Here is a 17,080-nt window from a genome sequence, read left to right on the forward strand (position 1 = left end):
CCGGCCGGGTCTGTACGCAAAGCTCCTAGGATGCCTCCTCGCCCAGCCGCGCGGCGAAGGCGATGTGCAGCGCTTCGGACAGGCTGCGGACGCCAAGCTTGGTCATCACATTGGCGCGATGTACCTCGACCGTGCGCGGGCTGATGCCGAGATCATAAGCGATCGTCTTGTTCGGATCGCCGCGGACCAGGCCGGCGAGCACCTCGCGTTCACGCGGGGTCAGCGCGGCGAGCTTCACCTCGGCCTCGTGCCCTTCGATCTGCGCCTGATGGCCGCGATCGAGCCGTTCGAAGCCGGCTTCGAGCGCCTGCATCAGCCGCGCCTTCTCGAACGGCTTTTCCAGGAAGTCGACTGCGCCAGCCTTCATTGCCGTCACTGCGCTCGATATGTCACCATGGCCGGTCAGGACGATTACTGGCAGACCGGCGCCCGCCTCGTTCAGCCGCCGCTGCACCTCGAGCCCGTCGATTTCTGGCATGCGGATGTCGAGCAGCACGCAGCCGGGCTCGGCATGGCGCAGCTGCTTCAGGAACGCCGCGCCGCCTTCGTGCACATGTACCCGGAAACCCGAGGTCTTGAGCAGGAAGCTCGCCGAGCGACGGATCGACTCCTCGTCGTCGACGATGTGGACCACGCGGGCTTCGCTCATGATCAAATCGCTCCACTTTCCAGGGTGAAATGAAAGGCCGCACCGCCTTGCTTCAGGTTTTCGGCCCAGATGCGGCCGCCATGCGCTTCGACGATGGTGCGGCTGATCGACAGGCCCAAGCCCATGCCGGCTTCCTTACTCGTGTTGAACGCCTCGAACAGGCGCGGCTCGATCGCGGGATCGATGCCGCCGCCGGTATCGGCGACCGTGATCCGCACCCGATCGGGCTCGATGCGCCGAGTGGTGATCGTGACGTCGCGCACCGTGCGGCCCTGCACCGCCTCGACCGCGTTGCGAACCAGATTGACGACGACCTGCTGGATCTGGACGCGATCGGCGAGGACCAGCGGCGCCTGTGGATCGAGATCGATCAGCGCGCGCACGCCGCGCTCGCGCGCGCCGATCAGCGCAAGGCGGCTCGCATCCTCGATCAGCCCCGCAAGCGGCTCGACCCGGCGTTCGACCTCGCCGCGCGCGACGAAATCGCGCAGCCGCCGCACGATCGCGCCGGCGCGCAGCGCCTCGCGGGCCGACTGGCTGACCGCCTCGCCGAGCAAATCCGTATCGATGGGCAATTGCCGGAGCAGGTCCTCGCTCGCCTCCATGTAGTTGGTGATCGCTGCGAGCGGCTGGTTCAGCTCATGCGCGATCGTCGACGCCATCGTCCCCATCGCGCTGACCCGCGAGATGTGGATGAGTTCGGACTGAAGCTGCTTCAATCGCAGCTCGGCCTCCTGCTGCGCGGTCAGGTCGCGGATGAAGCCGGTGAACAGGCGATGCCCCTCAAGCAGCGTCTCGCCCACCGCCAGGTCCATCGGAAACTCGCTGCCGTCGCGGCGCCGGCCGACGACGATGCGTCCGGTGCCGATGATCCGCTTTTCGCCGGTCTGCCGGTAGTGCGCGATGTAATCGTCATGGCGTGCGCGATCGCCGCCCGGCATCAGCATGCCTACATTGCGGCCGATCACCTCTGCCTCGGTATAGCCGAACAGGCGCGCGGCGGCGGCGCTGAACGATTCGATCACGCCGCGTTCGTCGATCACGATCATCGCATCGGGGATGGTGGCGAGGATCGACTGGAGATGCGCCTCGCTGCGTTCGAGCGATACCGCCGCGGCGCGACGATCGGTTACGTCTTCGATCTGCAGCGCGAACAGGGGTTCGCTTCCGGCGCGGTCGATCGGCGCGACATCGACGGTGGCGACGAACTCGGTCTGGTCGGCGCGGACCAGCCAGCGATCGGCGGCTTCACCGGTCGACTGGCTCGCCACCAGCGCGTCGATCGCGCCGACTTCCGGGCCGATCGGGACAAAGCGCGCGATGTCGCCGCCGATGGCATTTGCCGCCGAGCATTCGAACAGCCGCGCCGCGCCGGCATTCCAGCTGAGGATGCGGCCGTGACGATCCACCAGGATCAGGGCGCGCCGGCGATCGGCCGTGACGGCGGCGGCGATGACGGGGGTCAGGTCGTCGATCGGTCGGCTCATGCAAGCGGCATAGCCTGCGTACGGAATGACACCATTGGGAAAATTCCCAATCCTCGCCGGCCGCTCGCCCCGGCATTGCGCGAGCGACCGATCGCCCGACACGGTCGGCAAACCAAAAAGGGGCATTCGAGATGTTGAAATCTTTGTCCGTCGCGGCGGTCATCGCCACCCTGGCCGTCACGGCACCGGCGCAGGCGAAGCAGGGCGACGTCCTCGTCCGGCTGCGCGGCATCGTGGTGGCGCCGACCGGAACGTCCGACGGCATCGCGCCGAGCTTCCCGACCGGCCGGGTAAAAGTAGGGACGGCGGTGATGCCCGAAGTCGACATCACCTATATGGCAAGCGACCATATCGGCTTCGAGCTGATCGCGGCGACCACCCGCCACGGCATTGAGGGTGCAGGCGCGATCGGCAGCGTGCGCGACCTTGGCCGCACTTGGGCACTGCCGCCGACGCTGACCGCGCAGTATCACTTCCTGCCCGAAAGCAAGGTGCGGCCCTATATCGGGGCGGGGATCAACTACACGATCTTCTACGCGACGAAGGCGGGCAGCGACCTGGTCGCGGCGGTCGGGCCGACCCGGATCAAGCTCAAGGACAGCGTCGGCTATGCCTTGCAGGCCGGTGTCGACATTGATCTGAACAAGCGCTTCTTCGCCAATGTCGACGTCAAATATGTCGACATGGACCCAAGGGTGCGGCTGGACACCGGCGGCCTGATCAATACCACGCGCGTGCATATCGATCCGATCGTTGTCGGCGTCGGCATCGGCGCGCGCTTTTGAAGCCACCTTCCCCCGGCGGGGCGGCCGAACGGTCACCCCGCCTTCTCTTCGTCACCCATGGACGAGCAGCACCGGCACCGGCCCTTGTTTGAGGAAGGTCGCGGTCGCGCCGCCGAACAAGGCCTCACGAAGCCGCGAATGGCCATAACCGCCCATCACCAGATAGTCCGGGCCGAGCTTTAGCGTTTCCGCGATCAGTGCCTCACCGATCGGCCGGCCGCCGGCCGTTTGCGGCACGATGGTGCTCCTCACGCCGTGCCTGGACAGATACATGGCCGCAGCGTCGCTTTTCACGGCACTTCGTTCGCCGTCCAGTTCGAGCAGCGTTACGCGCTCGGCCCGCGCCAGCAGCGGCACTGCAACCCTGAGCGCAGCCTCGCACGCCGAGGATCCGTTCCACGCGACAACCGCGTGACCGTGATAGTCGACCCGGCTTATCGACGGCGGCACCGCCAGAACTGTCCGGTCAAGGTCCACCAACAACGCGCCGATGATCCGGCCGAACTCCTGCCCTAAGGGATCTTCCAGCGCCGTGTTCAGCACCACCACGTCAGCCATGCGCGCCGCCCGCTCGATGGCGACGCCTAGATCGCCGACCGCATCCGACCAGCTCCAGGCCACGTCTTCGGTCTCCAGCCGCGCGGTGATCGCAGCACGATTCTCGTCCTGACGGCTACGCTCTTCGCCGGCCAGGACGGCATAGCCGCCCATCTCGATCAATCCGGCGTCGACGAACGGCGTCACCGTCGCCTCGACGCAGATCAGATGGCCTCCGATCGTGCGGACCAGGTCGAGCGCCGCCTGCAGGCGCGCCTCTTGCCCGGCGTCGGCATGAGCCACGAACAGCACGTTCTTCATCGCGCGATCCTCCGATATGTGTGGATGATCGCTACGCTAGGCCGCGGCCGATCCGCCCTCCATCGGGAATGCTACGGAGTCAGATCGCCTGGCTGAACCGCGCCTCCGGCCCGCGATGCCGATCGAACAGCACGGCCGCCAGCCGGGCGTAAGGCTGGCCCGAGGGGGTCACGCTCACCTCATCGCCGTCGCGCGTGACGATACCGGCGTCGCACAGTTCGTCCCAGGCGTGGCGCGGCGGCCGGATGGCGGCCGTCAGGCGGCCGAGATTGATCCGCCCGGTGCAGAGAAGCTGCTCGATCACCCGGGCGCGCAATCGGTCCTCGGCATCACGGCGCACGCCGCGCACGCCGGCATCGATGCCGTTCGCCGCCAGCATCCGATAGCGGCCGACATGTTTCTCGTTCTGCACGATCAGGCCATCGAACTGGCTGATCGCCGAGGCGCCGAGGCCGATGAGCGTCGGCGACGGATCGTCGGTGAAGCCCTGGAAGTTGCGGCGCAGCTGCCCCATCCGGGCGGCGATCGCCAGACTGTCGTCGGGGCGCGCGAAATGATCGAAACCGATCGCCTGCATCCCCCATTCGAGCAACAGGTCGTGCGCCAGCGCCCGTTGCCAGAAGCGCGCTTCTGGCTCGGGCAAAGTCGACGCGTCGATCCGGCGCTGGCGGGGCAGGAGCTTGGGCATATGGGCGTAGCCGAACATTGCGACGCGATCGGGCGCCAGCGTTCGCGCCGCGGCGAGGGTCGCCGCGATGTCGTCGAGCGACTGGCCGGGCAGGCCGTACATCAAATCGAGGTTGATCCGATCGATCCCGGCATTGCGCGCGAGGGCGATCGTCTTGGCCACGGTCGCGAACGGCTGGATCCGGCCGATGGCTCCCTGGATGATAGGCGCGAAGGTCTGCGCGCCGACGCTCAGCCGGCCGACCCCCATGGCATTTAGAGCGCTGGCATGACCGGCGGTGAAACTGCGCGGATCAATCTCGGCCGCCCATTCGGCGTCGGGCGAAAGATCGAAATGGGCACGGAGCGCGCCGGCGACCGTCAGCATCTGCGCCGGCGACAGCGCGTTGGGGCTGCCGCCTCCGAAATGCACCGCCTGCACCCGGCCGGCGCAGCGCCGGCCGACATGGGCGATCTCCGCCACCAGCGCCTCGACATAATATGTCAGCCGCTCGACCCGACCGACTGCGCCGGTGTTGCAGCCGCAATACCAGCAGATGCTGTGGCAATAGGGGATGTGGAGATAGAGCGAGATCGGATCGCCCGGCGCGATCGCGGCGATCGCATCGGCCTGATCGCGCCCGCCAATGCCGTCGGTGAATTCGGCCGCAGTGGGGTAGCTGGTGTAGCGCGGGACCGGGCGAGCGGCGAAGTGCGGCAGGTAACGGTGCATCTTGTGTTTCTCCCGCGGGGCTAGGCCGGCTTCCGTGGTCACTTGATTCCGATGGGAGGATGCGGGGGATTCGCCAGCCCGTCTCTAGGGAGATTCCCGGAGGCCGGGCGGGCCGGCGGTCAATCAAGCATGGTGCTGTCCTCGGACGGATCGGTGTGAAACTCGTGCCAGATGCCGTTGAGCACCGCGACGCCGACCGCGAGCCCGAGGCCGAGAATCCAGGCGAAATACCACATGCGGTGAACTCCCTGTTCGATCAGTAAAAATCGGGGTTGAGGCGGACTTCCTCGGCTGTCACCCGGCCGAACATCACGCGATAGGCCCAAGCGGTGTAGGCGAGCACGATCGGCAAGAAGACGAGCGTAACCAGCAGCATGATGAACAGCGTTAGGTGGCTCGACGATGCGGTCCACACGGTCAGGCTCGACGCGGGATCAATGGCACTTGGCAGGATGAAGGGGAACATCGACAGACCGACCGTCGCGATGATGCCGACATTGGCTGCGCTCGATCCGGCGAACACCAGCGCGTCGCGACGCCCCCGGATGCCCACGAGCGCCAGCAGCGGCCCGAACAGGCCGAGCACCGGCGCTAGTACCATCCACGGATATCGGCTGTAATTGTCGAGCCAGGCACCTGCCGCGGCTACAGCCTTCAAATAGTGCGGGTTCGACGGGCCATTCGGATCGGCCGCGCCGTCGATGCGGAAACCCATGCCGGTGAAGGCGACCATCAGCCCGCCGAGGACGAACAGCGCGATCGCCGCCACCGCCGCGATCTGGCCCAAGCGCCGCGCACGATCGAGCACCACGCCCCCGGCCTTCAGCGCCAGCCAGCCTGCCCCGTGCAGCGCCAACATCGCCACCGACAACAGCCCGGTGAGCAGGGTGAACGGCGTGAACAGCCCGAGCAGGCTGCCTTCGTAGAACGGCCGCAGGTCGCTATCGAGACGGAAGGGCGCCCCGAGCAACACGTTGCCGACCGCGACGCCGAACACCAGCGCCGGCACGAACGCACCGACGAACAAAGCCCAGTCCCAGCGCGCACGCCAGGCGGGATCATCGCGCTTCGAACGATATTTGAACGCCACCGGCCGCAGGATCAGCGCCGACAGGACCAGGAACATCGCCAGATAGAAGCCCGAGAAGCTGACCGCATAGACGAAGGGCCAAGCGGCGAAGATCGCGCCGCCGCCCAGGATGAACCACACCTGGTTGCCCTCCCATGTCGCGCCGACGCTGTTGATCACCATCCGCCGCTCCTCATCGGTGCCGGCGATGAACGGCAGCAGCGCCATGGTGCCCAGATCGAAGCCGTCGGTCAGCGCGAACCCGATCAGCAGCACGCCGAGCAGGGCCCACCAGATCAAGCGCAGCGTTTCATAGTCGAGGGGAAGCGACATGGTCGGTCTCCGCAGGTAGGGACGTCATTCGGCCGGGACGGCGTGGTGAGGGCTCGGTTCGGGGCGATAGGGCACCGGATCGTGGCGCGGCCGCCAGGGCGTGTAGGTTTCCGGGCCCTTCCGGATGGTGGCGAGCAGCAGCCGCACCTCGATCACCGCCAGCACGCCGTAGAGCAAGGTGAAGCCGATGATCGTCGTCCAGATTTGCGCGACCGTCAGGCTGGAAACCCCGAGGGAAGTCGGCAGCACGCCGTCGACCGCCCAGGGCTGGCGACCGATCTCGGCCACCGCCCAGCCGACCTCAGCGGCTATCCAGGGCAGCGGGATCATCCACAGCGCCAGCCGCAGGAACCACTTGCGCCCGAACTGGCGGGCATTGGCGTAGTAGAGCGCCACCCCGAAGAACGCGATCAGCGCAAAGCCCATGCCGGCCATGCCGCGGAACAGCCAGAACAGTGCCGGCACGTTGGGAACGGTCGACCAGGCGGCCTTGTCGATCGTTGCGGCATCGGCGGTGCGCGGATCGGCGACCCAGCGTTTCAGCAGCAGCGCATAGCCGAGATCGCCCTTGGCGCGCTCATAGGCTTCGCGCGCCGCCACGTCGGTGCGATCGGCCTTGAGCCGCTCGACCGCGTCATAGGCGGTCAGGCCGTTCTCGATCCGCACGCGCGCCTTGGCGACCAGCGGATAGATGCCTTCGATCTGTCCGGTCAGGCTGCGCGTGCCGATCAGACCCAGGACATAAGGGATCTTCACCTCATAGAGCGTCTCACGGCCCTCGTTCGACGGCAGGCCGAACACCGCGATGCCCGCCGGCGCCGGCTCGGTGTGCCACTCGGCCTCGATCGCGGCGAGCTTCATCCGCTGGTTGTCGGTCAGGGTGTAGCCGCTCTCGTCGCCGAGCACGACGACCGACAGGGCCGAGGCCATGCCGAACGCCGCGGCGACCGCGAAGCTGCGCTTCGCCAGCTCGAGATGGCGACCCTTCAACAGGTACCAGGCCGACACGCCAAGCACGAACACGCTGGCGGTGACATAGCCCGCGCTCACCGTGTGAACGAACTTCGCCTGGGCGACGGGATTGAACACCACCGCCATGAAGTCGGTGACTTCCATCCGCATCGTATCGGGGTTGAACGTGGCACCGGCCGGGTGCTGCATCCAGCCATTGGCGACGAGGATCCACACCGCCGACAGGTTCGTGCCCAGCGCGACCATGAAGGTGGTAAGCAGGTGCATCCGCTTGCTGAGGCGATCCCAGCCGAAGAACATCATGCCGACGAACGTCGCTTCGAGGAAAAACGCCATCAGCCCTTCGATCGCGAGCGGCGCGCCGAAGATGTCGCCGACATAGTGCGAATAATAGGACCAGTTGGTGCCGAACTGGAATTCCATCGTCAGCCCGGTGGCGACGCCGAGGACGAAGTTGATGCCGAACAGCGTGCCCCAGAAGCGCGTGATGTCGCGCCAGATCGGCCGATCGGTCATCACATAGACCGTCTCCATGATGACGAGCATGAAGGAGAGGCCGAGCGTCAGCGGCACGAACAGGAAATGATACATCGCCGTCAGGGCGAATTGCAGTCTGGACAGCTCGACGACCGCCATGTCCATGATGATGGTCCCTCCGCTCGACGGCCCCACGCCGCGATACCGCCGCTGCCCTAGGTCCCAGCGCAATCGGGGCCTATCCGGGATTTCCCATAGTCGCCGCCTGCCTTAGACGCGGGCTCAGGATGCGAGGACCTAACGCAAGCGGTGCCCTGTGGCTGATCGACCTGGCGGGCGCGACGTTGTTCGCGTGGGGCATCGCCAGCGGAATCGCCGCGCTGGCGGCGGGATCGGCGGTGCCGGCCGATGCGCTGGTGGCGCTGATCGGCGGCGGGCTGATGCGCGGCGCGGCGGCGATCCTGGTCAACCGGGTGGCGATCCGATCGGCCCAGGCGATCGGCAGCGACACCCGCCGGCGGGTGACCGCGCGGCTGCTCGGCGAGCCGTTGCCGGCACCTGTCGCGATCGGTGAGGCGGCGACGCTGGCGCTCGATCATAGCCGGGCGATCGAGCTGTTCCACGCCCGCTACGCGCCGATCCGCTTCGCCGTCGCGATCGCGCCGCTGATCACGATTGCGATCGTCGCGCTGGCGAGCCTGGTGGCGGCGGGCATCCTGCTGGCGACGCTGGTGCCGTTCGTCATCGGCATGATCCTGGCCGGCACGCTCGCCCGCCAGGCATCGGAGCGTCAGCTCGCGGCGATGGCGCAGCTGTCGGCGCTGATCGTCGATCGCATCCGGACGCTGCCGATCATCCGCCACTTCCGCGCCGAGGAGCGGATCGCCCGGCAGGTTGACGCCGCCGCCCATGATCTCGCCGACCGAACGATGGCGGTGTTGCGCGCGGCCTTCCTGTCGAGCGCGGTGCTTGAATTCTTCGCTGCGCTTTCCGTCGCGCTGGTCGCCGTGTATTGCGGTTTCAGCCTGCTCGGCCTGCTGCCGTTCCCCGATCCCGAGACGCTGACCTTTCGCGAGGCGATGTTCGCGCTGGCGATGGCGCCCGAATTCTACCTGCCGATGCGCCGGCTCGCCGCCGCCTATCATGAAAAGCAGCTCGGCGAGGCAGCCGAGCTGGCGCTCGCCGAGCTGCCCGAAGTCCTGCCGCGCGCGCGGGCCGGGCGCTTTGCCGGGCTGGCGGTCGAAGGCGCGCGGATCGACTGGCCGGGCAAGTCGATCGGCCCGGTCGATCTCGCGATCGGCATCCACGGCCTGGTTGCGCTCACTGGCCCGACCGGCAGCGGCAAGACCAGCCTGCTTGCGGCGATCGCCGGGCAGATCCGGCTTTCGGCAGGATCGATCACGCCGGTCGCGGCCGACGACATCGCCTGGGCGGCGCAGCGGCCACTGATCCTGCCGGGCAGCCTGCGCGACAATCTGGCGCTGGCGCGGCCGGCAGGCGACGACGAGTTGGCGGCGGTGTTGGCGGGGGTCGGCCTGGCACCGATGCTGGCACGGCGTGGCATCGGGCTCGATCTTCCGCTCGATCATCTCGGTTCCGGGCTTTCGGGCGGCGAGCGGCGGCGGCTCGCGCTCGCACGGGCGATTCTCGCCGGCAGGCCGCTGATCCTCGCCGACGAGCCGACCGCCGATCTCGATTCCAGCAGCGCCGAAGCGATCATCGCGCTGCTTCGCGCGCTGTCGAGCAGCCATGCCCTGATCGTCGCGACCCACGATCCGACGCTGGTTGCGGTGGCCGATCGCGAGGTGCGGTTGTGAAGGCGATCGACTTCGCGATCGGCCCTGCGGTGCGCCGCCGCCTGCGCGCGGCGCTGGCCTGCGCCGCGTGCGCCGGGGTGGCGGCGGTGCTGTTGCTGGCGCTGTCAGGCTGGTTCCTCACCGGCGCGGCGATCGCCGGGGCGGCGGGTGCGGCTTCGGTCGCCGTGTTCAACTATCTGCTGCCGAGCGCGGCGATCCGGGGACTCGCGATCGTCCGCACCGCCGGCCGCTATGGCGAGCGGCTGCTCGGCCACCAGGCGGCGCTCGACGCCATTGCCGACTGGCGCGGCAGGCTGTTCGGCACGCTGGCCGCGCAGGATCCGCGCACCGCGCTGGCGCTGTCGAGCGGCGACGCCAGCGCGCGGCTGATCGGCGACATCGCCGCTCTGGAGGACCTGATCGTGCGCCGGCCGACCCGCCCGGCGAGCCTGATCGCCGCACTCGCCGCGGTCGTGTTGGCAGCGCTGGCGGGATGGGCGGCGGCGATCGTGCTGGCGTTGCTGCTCGCGGCGCTGCCGATCGTCCTGCGCGCCGCTGCCACCCGCTGGACGCGCGCCCCGGCCGAGGCGGCGGCCGACGCGCTGGGGCAGTTGCGCACCCGCTTCGTCGACTATGCCGCCGCTCGGCCGGAGATCATCGCCTACGGCCTCGCGGCGCGCACGACCGAGGTGATCGAGGCGATCGCCGCCGAGGCCGATCGCGCCCGCGCGGCGCTGTTCGTCGGCGAGGCGAAAGTCGCCGCGCTGCTCGCCGTCTATGGCGCAGTGGCCGCTGCCGCGATGCTCGCAGTCAGCCGCGGGCCGGCGCCGATCACCGCCCTCGCCCTGCTCGCCGCGGTCGCCGCAATCGAGGCAATGGCGGCCTTCGCCCGCACCGCCGTCGCCCAGGCCAGCGTCGAGCAGGCGTTGAGCCGGCTGGGCCAACTGGCGACGCTCGAGGGTATGCCGTTCCAGGCTCGACGCGAGCGGGTCGAGGCCCTGCCGCTCCGGATCGGCGACCACCCGCTCGCGCCCGGCGACCGGATCGCGATCACCGGGCCCTCCGGCGCCGGCAAGACGCGGCTGATCGAGGCGCTGGCGGGACTGCGTCGGCCAGTGCACGCGCTTCAGGTCGGCGGCGTCGCGGTGGGGGACTGCCCGTTCGACGCTCTGGCAGCGCAGTTTGCGCTCGCGCCACAGACGCCGATGCTCGTTGCCGGATCGATCGCCGACAATCTCCGGCTGGCCCGCCCGGGCGTCGATGAACCCGCCATGTGGGCGGCGCTGGAGGTGGCCTGTCTCGCCGATCGCGTCCGCGCCTTCCCGGCCGGCCTGGAAACGTCGCTCGCCGAAGCGGGTGGCCTGTTGTCCGGCGGCGAGCGCAAGCGGCTTTCGATCGCCCGCGCGATCCTGGCCGAGCGCCCATGGATGCTCCTCGACGAGCCGAGCGAGGGCCTCGATCGCGCCACCGAACAGGTGCTGGTCTCGCGGCTGGCGGCGTGGCTGGCCGCGACTCGGACCGGCTTGATTCTGGTCTCACACCGCCGCGCGCCGCTCGCACTCGCGACGATGACCTTCGACATTCAAGTCATGCCGTCGATCGATCCATCCACAGTTCTAGCCAAGTCGTATGCGGTGTAAGAGCATCGGAGCTTCGGATCCGCGGCGGCGGAGTGACTAGCAGCGGCGCAACGGCAGCCCAACCACATTGCGCCCTGATCCTGGCCGTTTGCGTGTCCGGCGTACCAACCCCAAAACCCGCCAATCACGGCTGTGCGAGACGCCCGGCCGCAGCCTCGCGCGCCATTTCGATGAACGCGCGGAAGGCCGCAGAAGGATTACGGCGACTGGGATAATAGACGCACAGCGGGGCCAGCGGCGGCGTCCAATCGTCCAGAATGCGAACAAGCCGCCCGGCGGCGATATCCTCGCGCACATCGGCTTCCATGAAGTAACCGATCCCTGCACCGTTGGTCACCGCGATCCGCGCCAGCGATGCTTCGTCAAGGGTGAGCGGGCCCTCGACATCGAGCTGCAGATCCTCGTCCGCTTTCGCAAAGCACCACCGGAACAGCGCGCGGTTGGGCAGGCGGATGCGAAGGCAAGGGTAAGCGAGAAGCTCCTGCGGCACCTGCGGCACGGCTCGCCCCTCGAAAAATCCGGGCGCGGCGACCACAGCCATGCGCCGCGCTGGCCCGAGGGGAATGGCGATCGCATCGCTGGGTACCAGATCGGCGCTCCGCACGCCCAGATCGAAACCCGCCGCCACCACGTCGACGAGCCGCCCTTCGGTCACGATGTCGATATGGACCCGCGGATAGCGCTGCAGATAGGCCAGTACCAGCGGCGCCATGATCTCGCGCGCTGCCGTCGCGAACGCGTTGATGCGCAGCGTTCCGGACGGCGTCTCCTGCTGCGAACGCGCCGTGTTCATGGCCTTCTGAATGCCTTCGAGCGCCGGCCTGATCTGCGCCACGAAGATCCGCCCCGCATGGGTCAGCGAGACGCTGCGCGTGGTGCGGTTGAACAGGCGGACGGAAAGCTCTCGCTCCAGCTTGCCAACGGCATTGCTGATTGCGGTCGTCGATAAGCCGAGCTCGACCGCCGCCGCACGGAACGAGCCACAGCGAACAATGGCCAGGACCGCCTCAAGCTCGATCAATGAATGGCGGCTCATTATCCCGATTTTCGTGATACGCTATGCCAATTTGTCTCGATTATCGCCGGCAATGTCCATCGCTAAATCACCCTCGTCACCATCGAGGAGATTATGATGTCCATCGAACTACCCAGACCCATCGCTGATTTCGTCGAGGCTAATGCTCGTCTCGATCTCGACGGCATGATGAAGCCTTTCCGGCGCGACGCCTTGTTCATCGACAACGGCAAGCGCTTCCAGGGCGAGGCGGCGATCCGCGAGCTGTTCGAGCAGGAAGTCATTCCGGTGAAGGCGATCTTCCTGCCCGATGCCGTTCGGGAGGAAGAGGGCGATATCGTCGTCGAAGGACCCGCACATGGCGACTTTCCGGGCAGCCCGCTGCGTTTCACCTATCGTTTCACGCTGGCGGATGGCGCTATCGAGACGCTGGAGACCAAGGTGTGACCATCGCATCGAACCCGACAGAGTTCGCCGGCAGCGGGTTGCGGCCCCTACGGACAAGCGGACGCTGGGCGTGTCGCACTCGATCATCTCGGTACGGTCAAAACCTGCGGAAGATATCGAAACGCGCTGCCGCAAGCAGCGCTTCTTAGGTTGGAATTTTCGCAAGATTTCTTCGGTTAGGGTATTGGAGATGGCGTCATTTCCTCCCCTACCCGTCGGCGTCCCGGCGTCGCTCTGGTTCTTCGTGGTCACCGTTGGCGTCTACTTACTGCAGTGGTTCCCGCTCAAAGGCATCTTCCTGATGATCCTGGCGGCACCGTTCTGGTCGGCGGTGCTCATCAACCTCGGCATGGCGGGCATCGCGATCGAGGTTCTGTCCGGCAAAGCGCGGCCGGTCTGGCTGCTGTTCCCGGCGCTCTATCTGAGCGTCTGTTATACCCTTTACGCCCGGGAGCGGCGAACAGCAGCGGCTCCGGTCGCGGAGACCGGGGCGCTCAATGCGGCGCAGCGTCTGCCCTTTGCAGTCGGTTCGCAGGACTTGTTGGTGATCGACAACGCGGAGGGGGGGGACGCCAGGCAAGTTCGTATCTTCTCAGCTACACGCTTGATCGCGTCTTCGGTGGAAACGGGCGCGTGACGATGCTCGCCAATGCCGAGGCGGCCAGGGTCACCTCCGGATAGGCATCGAAGGTCAACCGTTTCACTTTGCCAGAATGCCGATATTTCAGCCGCCAGAGCTTACCCCCAGCTTGTTCTGGCGTCCCCCCAATTATACCCCAAGCAACTTGCGACCGGGGCTGAACAACGGTGGACGGGCACGGCCTGTGCGCCATCAAAAACCCCAGATTTCCGGGGATTTTCCAGCTTGGGCGAACAGCGCCGAACAGGGAAATGGAGCGGTGAAGTGCTTGTGCAGGTCAGCCAGCCGGAACGTTAGTTCGCGGCCGTTGTCGTCCAGGTCAATCAGCGTCCAGCGCTGGAAATCACAGGTGAGGATGTAGCGCGGCTGGTCGCGTTCCGGCAGCCAATTGAAATACTCGCTTGCCTGCATCTGCGCGGCCAGCAAGTCCTTGCCCGCGCTCTTTTGCTCGACGATTAGGGTTCCCGGCCAGAAAAGATCGATGAAGCCGCGCCGGTTGGCGTCCAGTCCCCTGACCATCTTTTCGAACACCGCGACTTGCCGCCGCCGGATGCCGAAAATCTCGAAAAACTCGTTATAAAAGCTCTGCGTCTCGCCCTTCTCATAATGGGCGTCTTTCCACTCCTCGCTGAATGCCTTGGCGCGCCGCCTGATTTCGTCCCACCCCAGCCGCATCGCATTCCCCCGGTTCGGCCAAGGCTTAGCGTCAGCTGGGCGCACCGCCAAGCCGCGACCTAGCGAGCATTACGCCCCGGAAACTTTACCACATCGGCACCCTTACGAAGCTGATCCAGATAGTCGCTCCACCACTGCGCCATGTTGACGCGCTCTTTCCAGTGTGCCCCCCGGTGATAGGCCGCCCGCACCTTGTCCGTGTCGCCGTGCGCCAGCGCGCGCTCGATCGCGTCAGGGTGCCACTTGCCGCTTTCGTTCAACAGCGTCGACGCCATCGCGCGAAAGCCGTGCGCCGTCATTTCATCGCTGGCATAGCCCAGCCGCCGCAACGCACCGTTGACGGTGTTTTCGCTCATGGGGCGAACGCGCGTCCGCACGGACGGAAAGACATAACCGGCTGGCCCGGTCACGTCATGCACCTGCCGGAACAGGTCGACCGCCTGGCGCGACAGCGGCACATGATGCGCCTTGCGCATTTTCATCTTGCCCGCCGGGATGATCCAAAGCGCGCCGTCCAGATCGAATTCGCTCCACTCCGCATGGCGCAACTCGCCCGGCCGGACGAACACGTGCGGCGCAATCTGGAGCGCCAGCTTCGTGATGCCGCTGCCGTCATAGTCGTCGATCGCGCGCAGCAATTGGCCGACGCCCTTCGCGTCCGTGATCGCGCCATAGTGCGTAACGGTCGGCGCGGTCAGTGCCCCGCGCAAGTCGCGTGTCGGGTCCGATACTAGCCGGGCAGTCGCCACTGCATAGCGGAATACCGCGCCCGCCAATTGCAGGCTGCGCCGTGCGCTCTCCAGCTTCCCCTTGCCCTCGATCCGGCGAATGGCGGTCAGCACGTCCGCCGGTTCAATCTCGCTGATCGGCAGCTTGCCGATGGAGCCGTTGACCAGCGACAAAAGATACTCGCTGCGCACGGCCGTGGCGGGTGCCCAGCCCTTCACCCCGTCGCGCCGCCGCTTTTCGCAATACTCCTTGCAAATCGCCTCGAAGGTGTCCGCCGCCTGTATCCGCGCCCGAACCTTGTCGCGTTGCTTTTCGCGGGACGGGTCCTTTCCCAGCGCGATAAGCTCGCGCGCTTCCTCACGTCGCCGTCGCGCTTCGCCCAGCCCGATTTCTGGATAGGCTCCGATCGCCAGCAGCTTTTCCCGGCCGTCGATCCGGTACTTCAGCCTCCACAGCCTACCCCCAGCGGGCGTGACCAGCAGGAACATACCCCCACCGTCCGCCAATTTGACCGGCTTCGCGCCGGGCTTGGCATTCCGAATTGCGATGTCCGTTAGCGCCATGACGTTGCTAGCCTCTCCGGGGCTACCCCACCCCATACCCCCAGCCGTGGGGGTATCGATCCGGCCGATTTGCGTATACCCCCCAATCATACCCCCAGCCGTAAGCGCTTGAAGGCGAACGCGGGTGAACATCAGCGGCCTGATAAGCGCTAAATACCTTGGTTTTTGGGGGGTTGTCTACCCGTCAGCGAACAGCGTCGGACAGGAAAATGGAGCGGGTGAAGGGAATCGAACCCTCGTCGTAAGCTTGGGAAGCTTCTGCTCTACCATTGAGCTACACCCGCGCGCGGCGTCGCCATGCCACGTGCGCGGCCGCGCGGTCAACCGTCCGTGCGCGACGGATGTGGGTGCTGCACCCGGCTAGCGCGCCGTTCCGGCTTCGGCGCGGGCGGGCGCGAGCAGCACCGCATTGGCGAGCAGCAGGTCGAGCCCGCCCAGATAGCCGCGCGTCGTCGGGCTTTGGGTAAAGGCGATGACCAGGCCGTCGCCGCGCGGCTGGCTGATGACGAACGGCTTGAAGGCGAGCTGCAGCCGGTTCTCGTCCCACAGATAGCCGCTGGCGACCAGCTTGTCGGCGGCGGCAAAGCTGAACACGTTGGTGCCGTCGGCGGCGTTCACGGGCTTGAATATCTCGGTCCCGGTGACGAGCACCGCGGCATCGCGATAGCCCGATGCCAGCCAGTGCTCGGGATTGGCCTGGACCGTGACCAGCGCGCCGGGCACCTCGTCGGGCGCGGCATTGGGGTCGGCGATGGCTTTCTCATATTCGCCCCGGTCGGCGATTCGCGATCCCGCCTTGGGGTCCTTTGGCTTGTCCTTGCCGTCGTCGGGGCGCCAGCTGTTTTCGGTGACGGTCGACAGGAGCTTGAGCCCGTCGCCCGCCAGCGCCTCGCTCGCCGAACCCAGCGCCACCACCACGCCGCCGCGATCGACAAAGCCCTTGATCGCCTCCGTCCCGCGGCTGCCGAGCAGCGCGGCGAACCGCCCGCTCGTTTCGGGCAGCACGATCACGTCATAATCCGACAGCCGCGCAGCGCCCAGATTGCGCACCCGGATCGGCGCGACGGCCAGCCCCAGCTTGCGCTCCAGCGTCCAGCGCGCCGATCCCGCGCCGCTCGGGCTGGTGCCGTCGTCCCACGCCATCGCGATCCGCGGCAGCTTGAGCGCGGCGAACGACCGGCTGCCGAAATTGGGGCCGTCCTCGACCCAGCTGTCGGCGAGCGTCACCACCTCCGCGCCGTGCCGGGCCGCCAGTGCCTGGAGCCGCGCGGCGAGATCGGCGGGGTTGCCCGCGGCGGGAAAGATCACCGTGCCCTTGCCATATGCGCGGCCCGCAACGGTGAAGGACTGGTCGGTGCTCGCACCCTTCAACCCTTCGGCCAACGCGGCGATGACGAAGCGCGCTTGCCCGGCGTCGCTCCACGGCACCGCATAGCCGAACCCGCTGCCGATCGTCGCGAGCGCGGGTGGGGGGGCGTCGGGATCGACCGGCGTCGCGCCCGCCAGGTCGACGCCGCGGCACGACGTGATCGCCACCCCCTCCATC

The 17,080-nt window shown here is 67.2% G+C and carries 15 protein-coding genes, 1 tRNA gene and 1 pseudogene; 5 read left to right on the top strand and 12 right to left on the bottom strand.

Translation table 11 applies throughout. The annotated features are described in order from the left end of the window. Positions 1–25: 25 nt before the first annotated feature. Together AX709_RS15690 and AX709_RS15695 are read right to left on the bottom strand one after the other, a co-directional pair. Positions 26–649 (bottom strand): response regulator transcription factor, encoded by a 624-nt coding sequence (locus tag AX709_RS15690; protein WP_066481338.1) that lies wholly within the window; start codon positions 647–649, stop codon positions 26–28. 2 nt (positions 650–651) lie between these two features. Beyond that, positions 652–2,136 (bottom strand): PAS domain-containing sensor histidine kinase, encoded by a 1,485-nt coding sequence (locus AX709_RS15695; RefSeq protein ID WP_082731819.1) that lies wholly within the window; start codon positions 2,134–2,136, stop codon positions 652–654. Positions 2,137–2,267: 131 nt separating this feature from the next. On the opposite strand from AX709_RS15695, the gene AX709_RS15700 reads away from it, so the two are divergent. After that, a complete protein-coding gene (locus tag AX709_RS15700) occupies positions 2,268–2,921 on the top strand; it encodes an OmpW/AlkL family protein (protein ID WP_066481339.1) in 654 nt (217 codons plus the stop codon). A 51-nt stretch (positions 2,922–2,972) separates the two neighbouring features. Here AX709_RS15700 and AX709_RS15705 read toward each other — a convergent pair whose 3' ends face one another. The 5 genes from AX709_RS15705 to AX709_RS15720 all read right to left on the bottom strand — a co-directional run bounded on the left by AX709_RS15705 (position 2,973) and on the right by AX709_RS15720 (position 8,194). Then, positions 2,973–3,779: a universal stress protein gene (locus tag AX709_RS15705; RefSeq protein WP_066550715.1), complete on the bottom strand. Its 807-nt coding sequence runs from the start codon at positions 3,777–3,779 to the stop codon at positions 2,973–2,975. Positions 3,780–3,858: 79 nt separating this feature from the next. Then, entirely contained in the window at positions 3,859–5,178 is a 1,320-nt protein-coding gene (hemN, locus tag AX709_RS15710; protein WP_066550717.1) for an oxygen-independent coproporphyrinogen III oxidase, read from the bottom strand. A gap of 119 nt (positions 5,179–5,297) precedes the next feature. Further along, positions 5,298–5,414: a cytochrome bd-I oxidase subunit CydX gene (gene cydX / locus AX709_RS18395; RefSeq protein WP_082731238.1), complete on the bottom strand. Its 117-nt coding sequence runs from the start codon at positions 5,412–5,414 to the stop codon at positions 5,298–5,300. A 20-nt stretch (positions 5,415–5,434) separates the two neighbouring features. Further along, the gene (gene cydB / locus AX709_RS15715; RefSeq protein WP_066550719.1) at positions 5,435–6,580 is read right to left on the bottom strand and encodes a cytochrome d ubiquinol oxidase subunit II; all 1,146 of its coding nucleotides are present in this window, start codon (positions 6,578–6,580) and stop codon (positions 5,435–5,437) included. A 24-nt stretch (positions 6,581–6,604) separates the two neighbouring features. Next, the gene (locus AX709_RS15720) at positions 6,605–8,194 is read right to left on the bottom strand and encodes a cytochrome ubiquinol oxidase subunit I (protein WP_066550727.1); all 1,590 of its coding nucleotides are present in this window, start codon (positions 8,192–8,194) and stop codon (positions 6,605–6,607) included. 122 nt (positions 8,195–8,316) lie between these two features. Here AX709_RS15720 and AX709_RS15725 point away from each other — a divergent pair, with 122 nt between their 5' ends. After that, a complete protein-coding gene (locus tag AX709_RS15725) occupies positions 8,317–9,846 on the top strand; it encodes an ABC transporter ATP-binding protein/permease (protein ID WP_066550729.1) in 1,530 nt (509 codons plus the stop codon). Further along, positions 9,843–11,465 carry an ATP-binding cassette domain-containing protein gene (locus AX709_RS15730; protein ID WP_156454296.1) on the top strand — a complete coding sequence of 541 codons (1,623 nt, stop codon included), beginning with the start codon at positions 9,843–9,845 and terminating at the stop codon, positions 11,463–11,465. Before AX709_RS15725 ends, AX709_RS15730 begins: the two co-directional genes overlap by 4 nt. Positions 11,466–11,589: 124 nt before the next feature. Here AX709_RS15730 and AX709_RS15735 read toward each other — a convergent pair whose 3' ends face one another. Further along, on the bottom strand, positions 11,590–12,501 hold the full coding sequence (locus tag AX709_RS15735; RefSeq protein ID WP_066550730.1) for a LysR family transcriptional regulator: 912 nt from the start codon (positions 12,499–12,501) through the stop codon (positions 11,590–11,592). Positions 12,502–12,597: 96 nt separating this feature from the next. Between AX709_RS15735 and AX709_RS15740 the strand changes: the two genes are divergently transcribed. Then, positions 12,598–12,927: a nuclear transport factor 2 family protein gene (locus tag AX709_RS15740; RefSeq protein WP_066550754.1), complete on the top strand. Its 330-nt coding sequence runs from the start codon at positions 12,598–12,600 to the stop codon at positions 12,925–12,927. A gap of 70 nt (positions 12,928–12,997) precedes the next feature. Then, positions 12,998–13,564: a hypothetical protein gene (locus tag AX709_RS15745; RefSeq protein WP_156454297.1), complete on the top strand. Its 567-nt coding sequence runs from the start codon at positions 12,998–13,000 to the stop codon at positions 13,562–13,564. A 195-nt stretch (positions 13,565–13,759) separates the two neighbouring features. On the opposite strand, the gene AX709_RS15750 is transcribed toward AX709_RS15745, so the two are convergent. From AX709_RS15750 to AX709_RS19005, 4 genes and pseudogenes are all read right to left on the bottom strand, one after another. Further along, positions 13,760–14,242, bottom strand: coding sequence for a type IIL restriction-modification enzyme MmeI (locus tag AX709_RS15750; protein WP_066550734.1), 483 nt, complete (start codon positions 14,240–14,242; stop codon positions 13,760–13,762). Positions 14,243–14,301: 59 nt separating this feature from the next. Next, positions 14,302–15,534 carry a tyrosine-type recombinase/integrase gene (locus tag AX709_RS15755; protein WP_066550736.1) on the bottom strand — a complete coding sequence of 411 codons (1,233 nt, stop codon included), beginning with the start codon at positions 15,532–15,534 and terminating at the stop codon, positions 14,302–14,304. Between the two features lie 210 nt (positions 15,535–15,744). Then, positions 15,745–15,818 (bottom strand) — tRNA-Gly (locus AX709_RS15760). Between the two features lie 76 nt (positions 15,819–15,894). Next, positions 15,895–17,080 (bottom strand): annotated as a pseudogene (locus AX709_RS19005) (carboxypeptidase); the annotation flags it as partial.

The organism is Sphingomonas sp. CCH15-F11 (genome assembly GCF_001557005.1).
Lineage (GTDB): Bacteria > Pseudomonadota > Alphaproteobacteria > Sphingomonadales > Sphingomonadaceae > Sphingomonas.

Coding starts and splice junctions, on each gene's coding strand:
- AX709_RS15690 (WP_066481338.1), bottom strand. CDS start 649: ATGAGCGAAGCCCGCGTGGTCCACATCGTCGACGACGAGGAGTCGATC.
- AX709_RS15695 (WP_082731819.1), bottom strand. CDS start 2,136: ATGAGCCGACCGATCGACGACCTGACCCCCGTCATCGCCGCCGCCGTC.
- AX709_RS15700 (WP_066481339.1), top strand. CDS start 2,268: ATGTTGAAATCTTTGTCCGTCGCGGCGGTCATCGCCACCCTGGCCGTC.
- AX709_RS15705 (WP_066550715.1), bottom strand. CDS start 3,779: ATGAAGAACGTGCTGTTCGTGGCTCATGCCGACGCCGGGCAAGAGGCG.
- hemN (WP_066550717.1), bottom strand. CDS start 5,178: ATGCACCGTTACCTGCCGCACTTCGCCGCTCGCCCGGTCCCGCGCTAC.
- cydX (WP_082731238.1), bottom strand. CDS start 5,414: ATGTGGTATTTCGCCTGGATTCTCGGCCTCGGGCTCGCGGTCGGCGTC.
- cydB (WP_066550719.1), bottom strand. CDS start 6,580: ATGTCGCTTCCCCTCGACTATGAAACGCTGCGCTTGATCTGGTGGGCC.
- AX709_RS15720 (WP_066550727.1), bottom strand. CDS start 8,194: ATGGACATGGCGGTCGTCGAGCTGTCCAGACTGCAATTCGCCCTGACG.
- AX709_RS15725 (WP_066550729.1), top strand. CDS start 8,317: ATGCGAGGACCTAACGCAAGCGGTGCCCTGTGGCTGATCGACCTGGCG.
- AX709_RS15735 (WP_066550730.1), bottom strand. CDS start 12,501: ATGAGCCGCCATTCATTGATCGAGCTTGAGGCGGTCCTGGCCATTGTT.
- AX709_RS15740 (WP_066550754.1), top strand. CDS start 12,598: ATGTCCATCGAACTACCCAGACCCATCGCTGATTTCGTCGAGGCTAAT.
- AX709_RS15750 (WP_066550734.1), bottom strand. CDS start 14,242: ATGCGGCTGGGGTGGGACGAAATCAGGCGGCGCGCCAAGGCATTCAGC.
- AX709_RS15755 (WP_066550736.1), bottom strand. CDS start 15,534: ATGGCGCTAACGGACATCGCAATTCGGAATGCCAAGCCCGGCGCGAAG.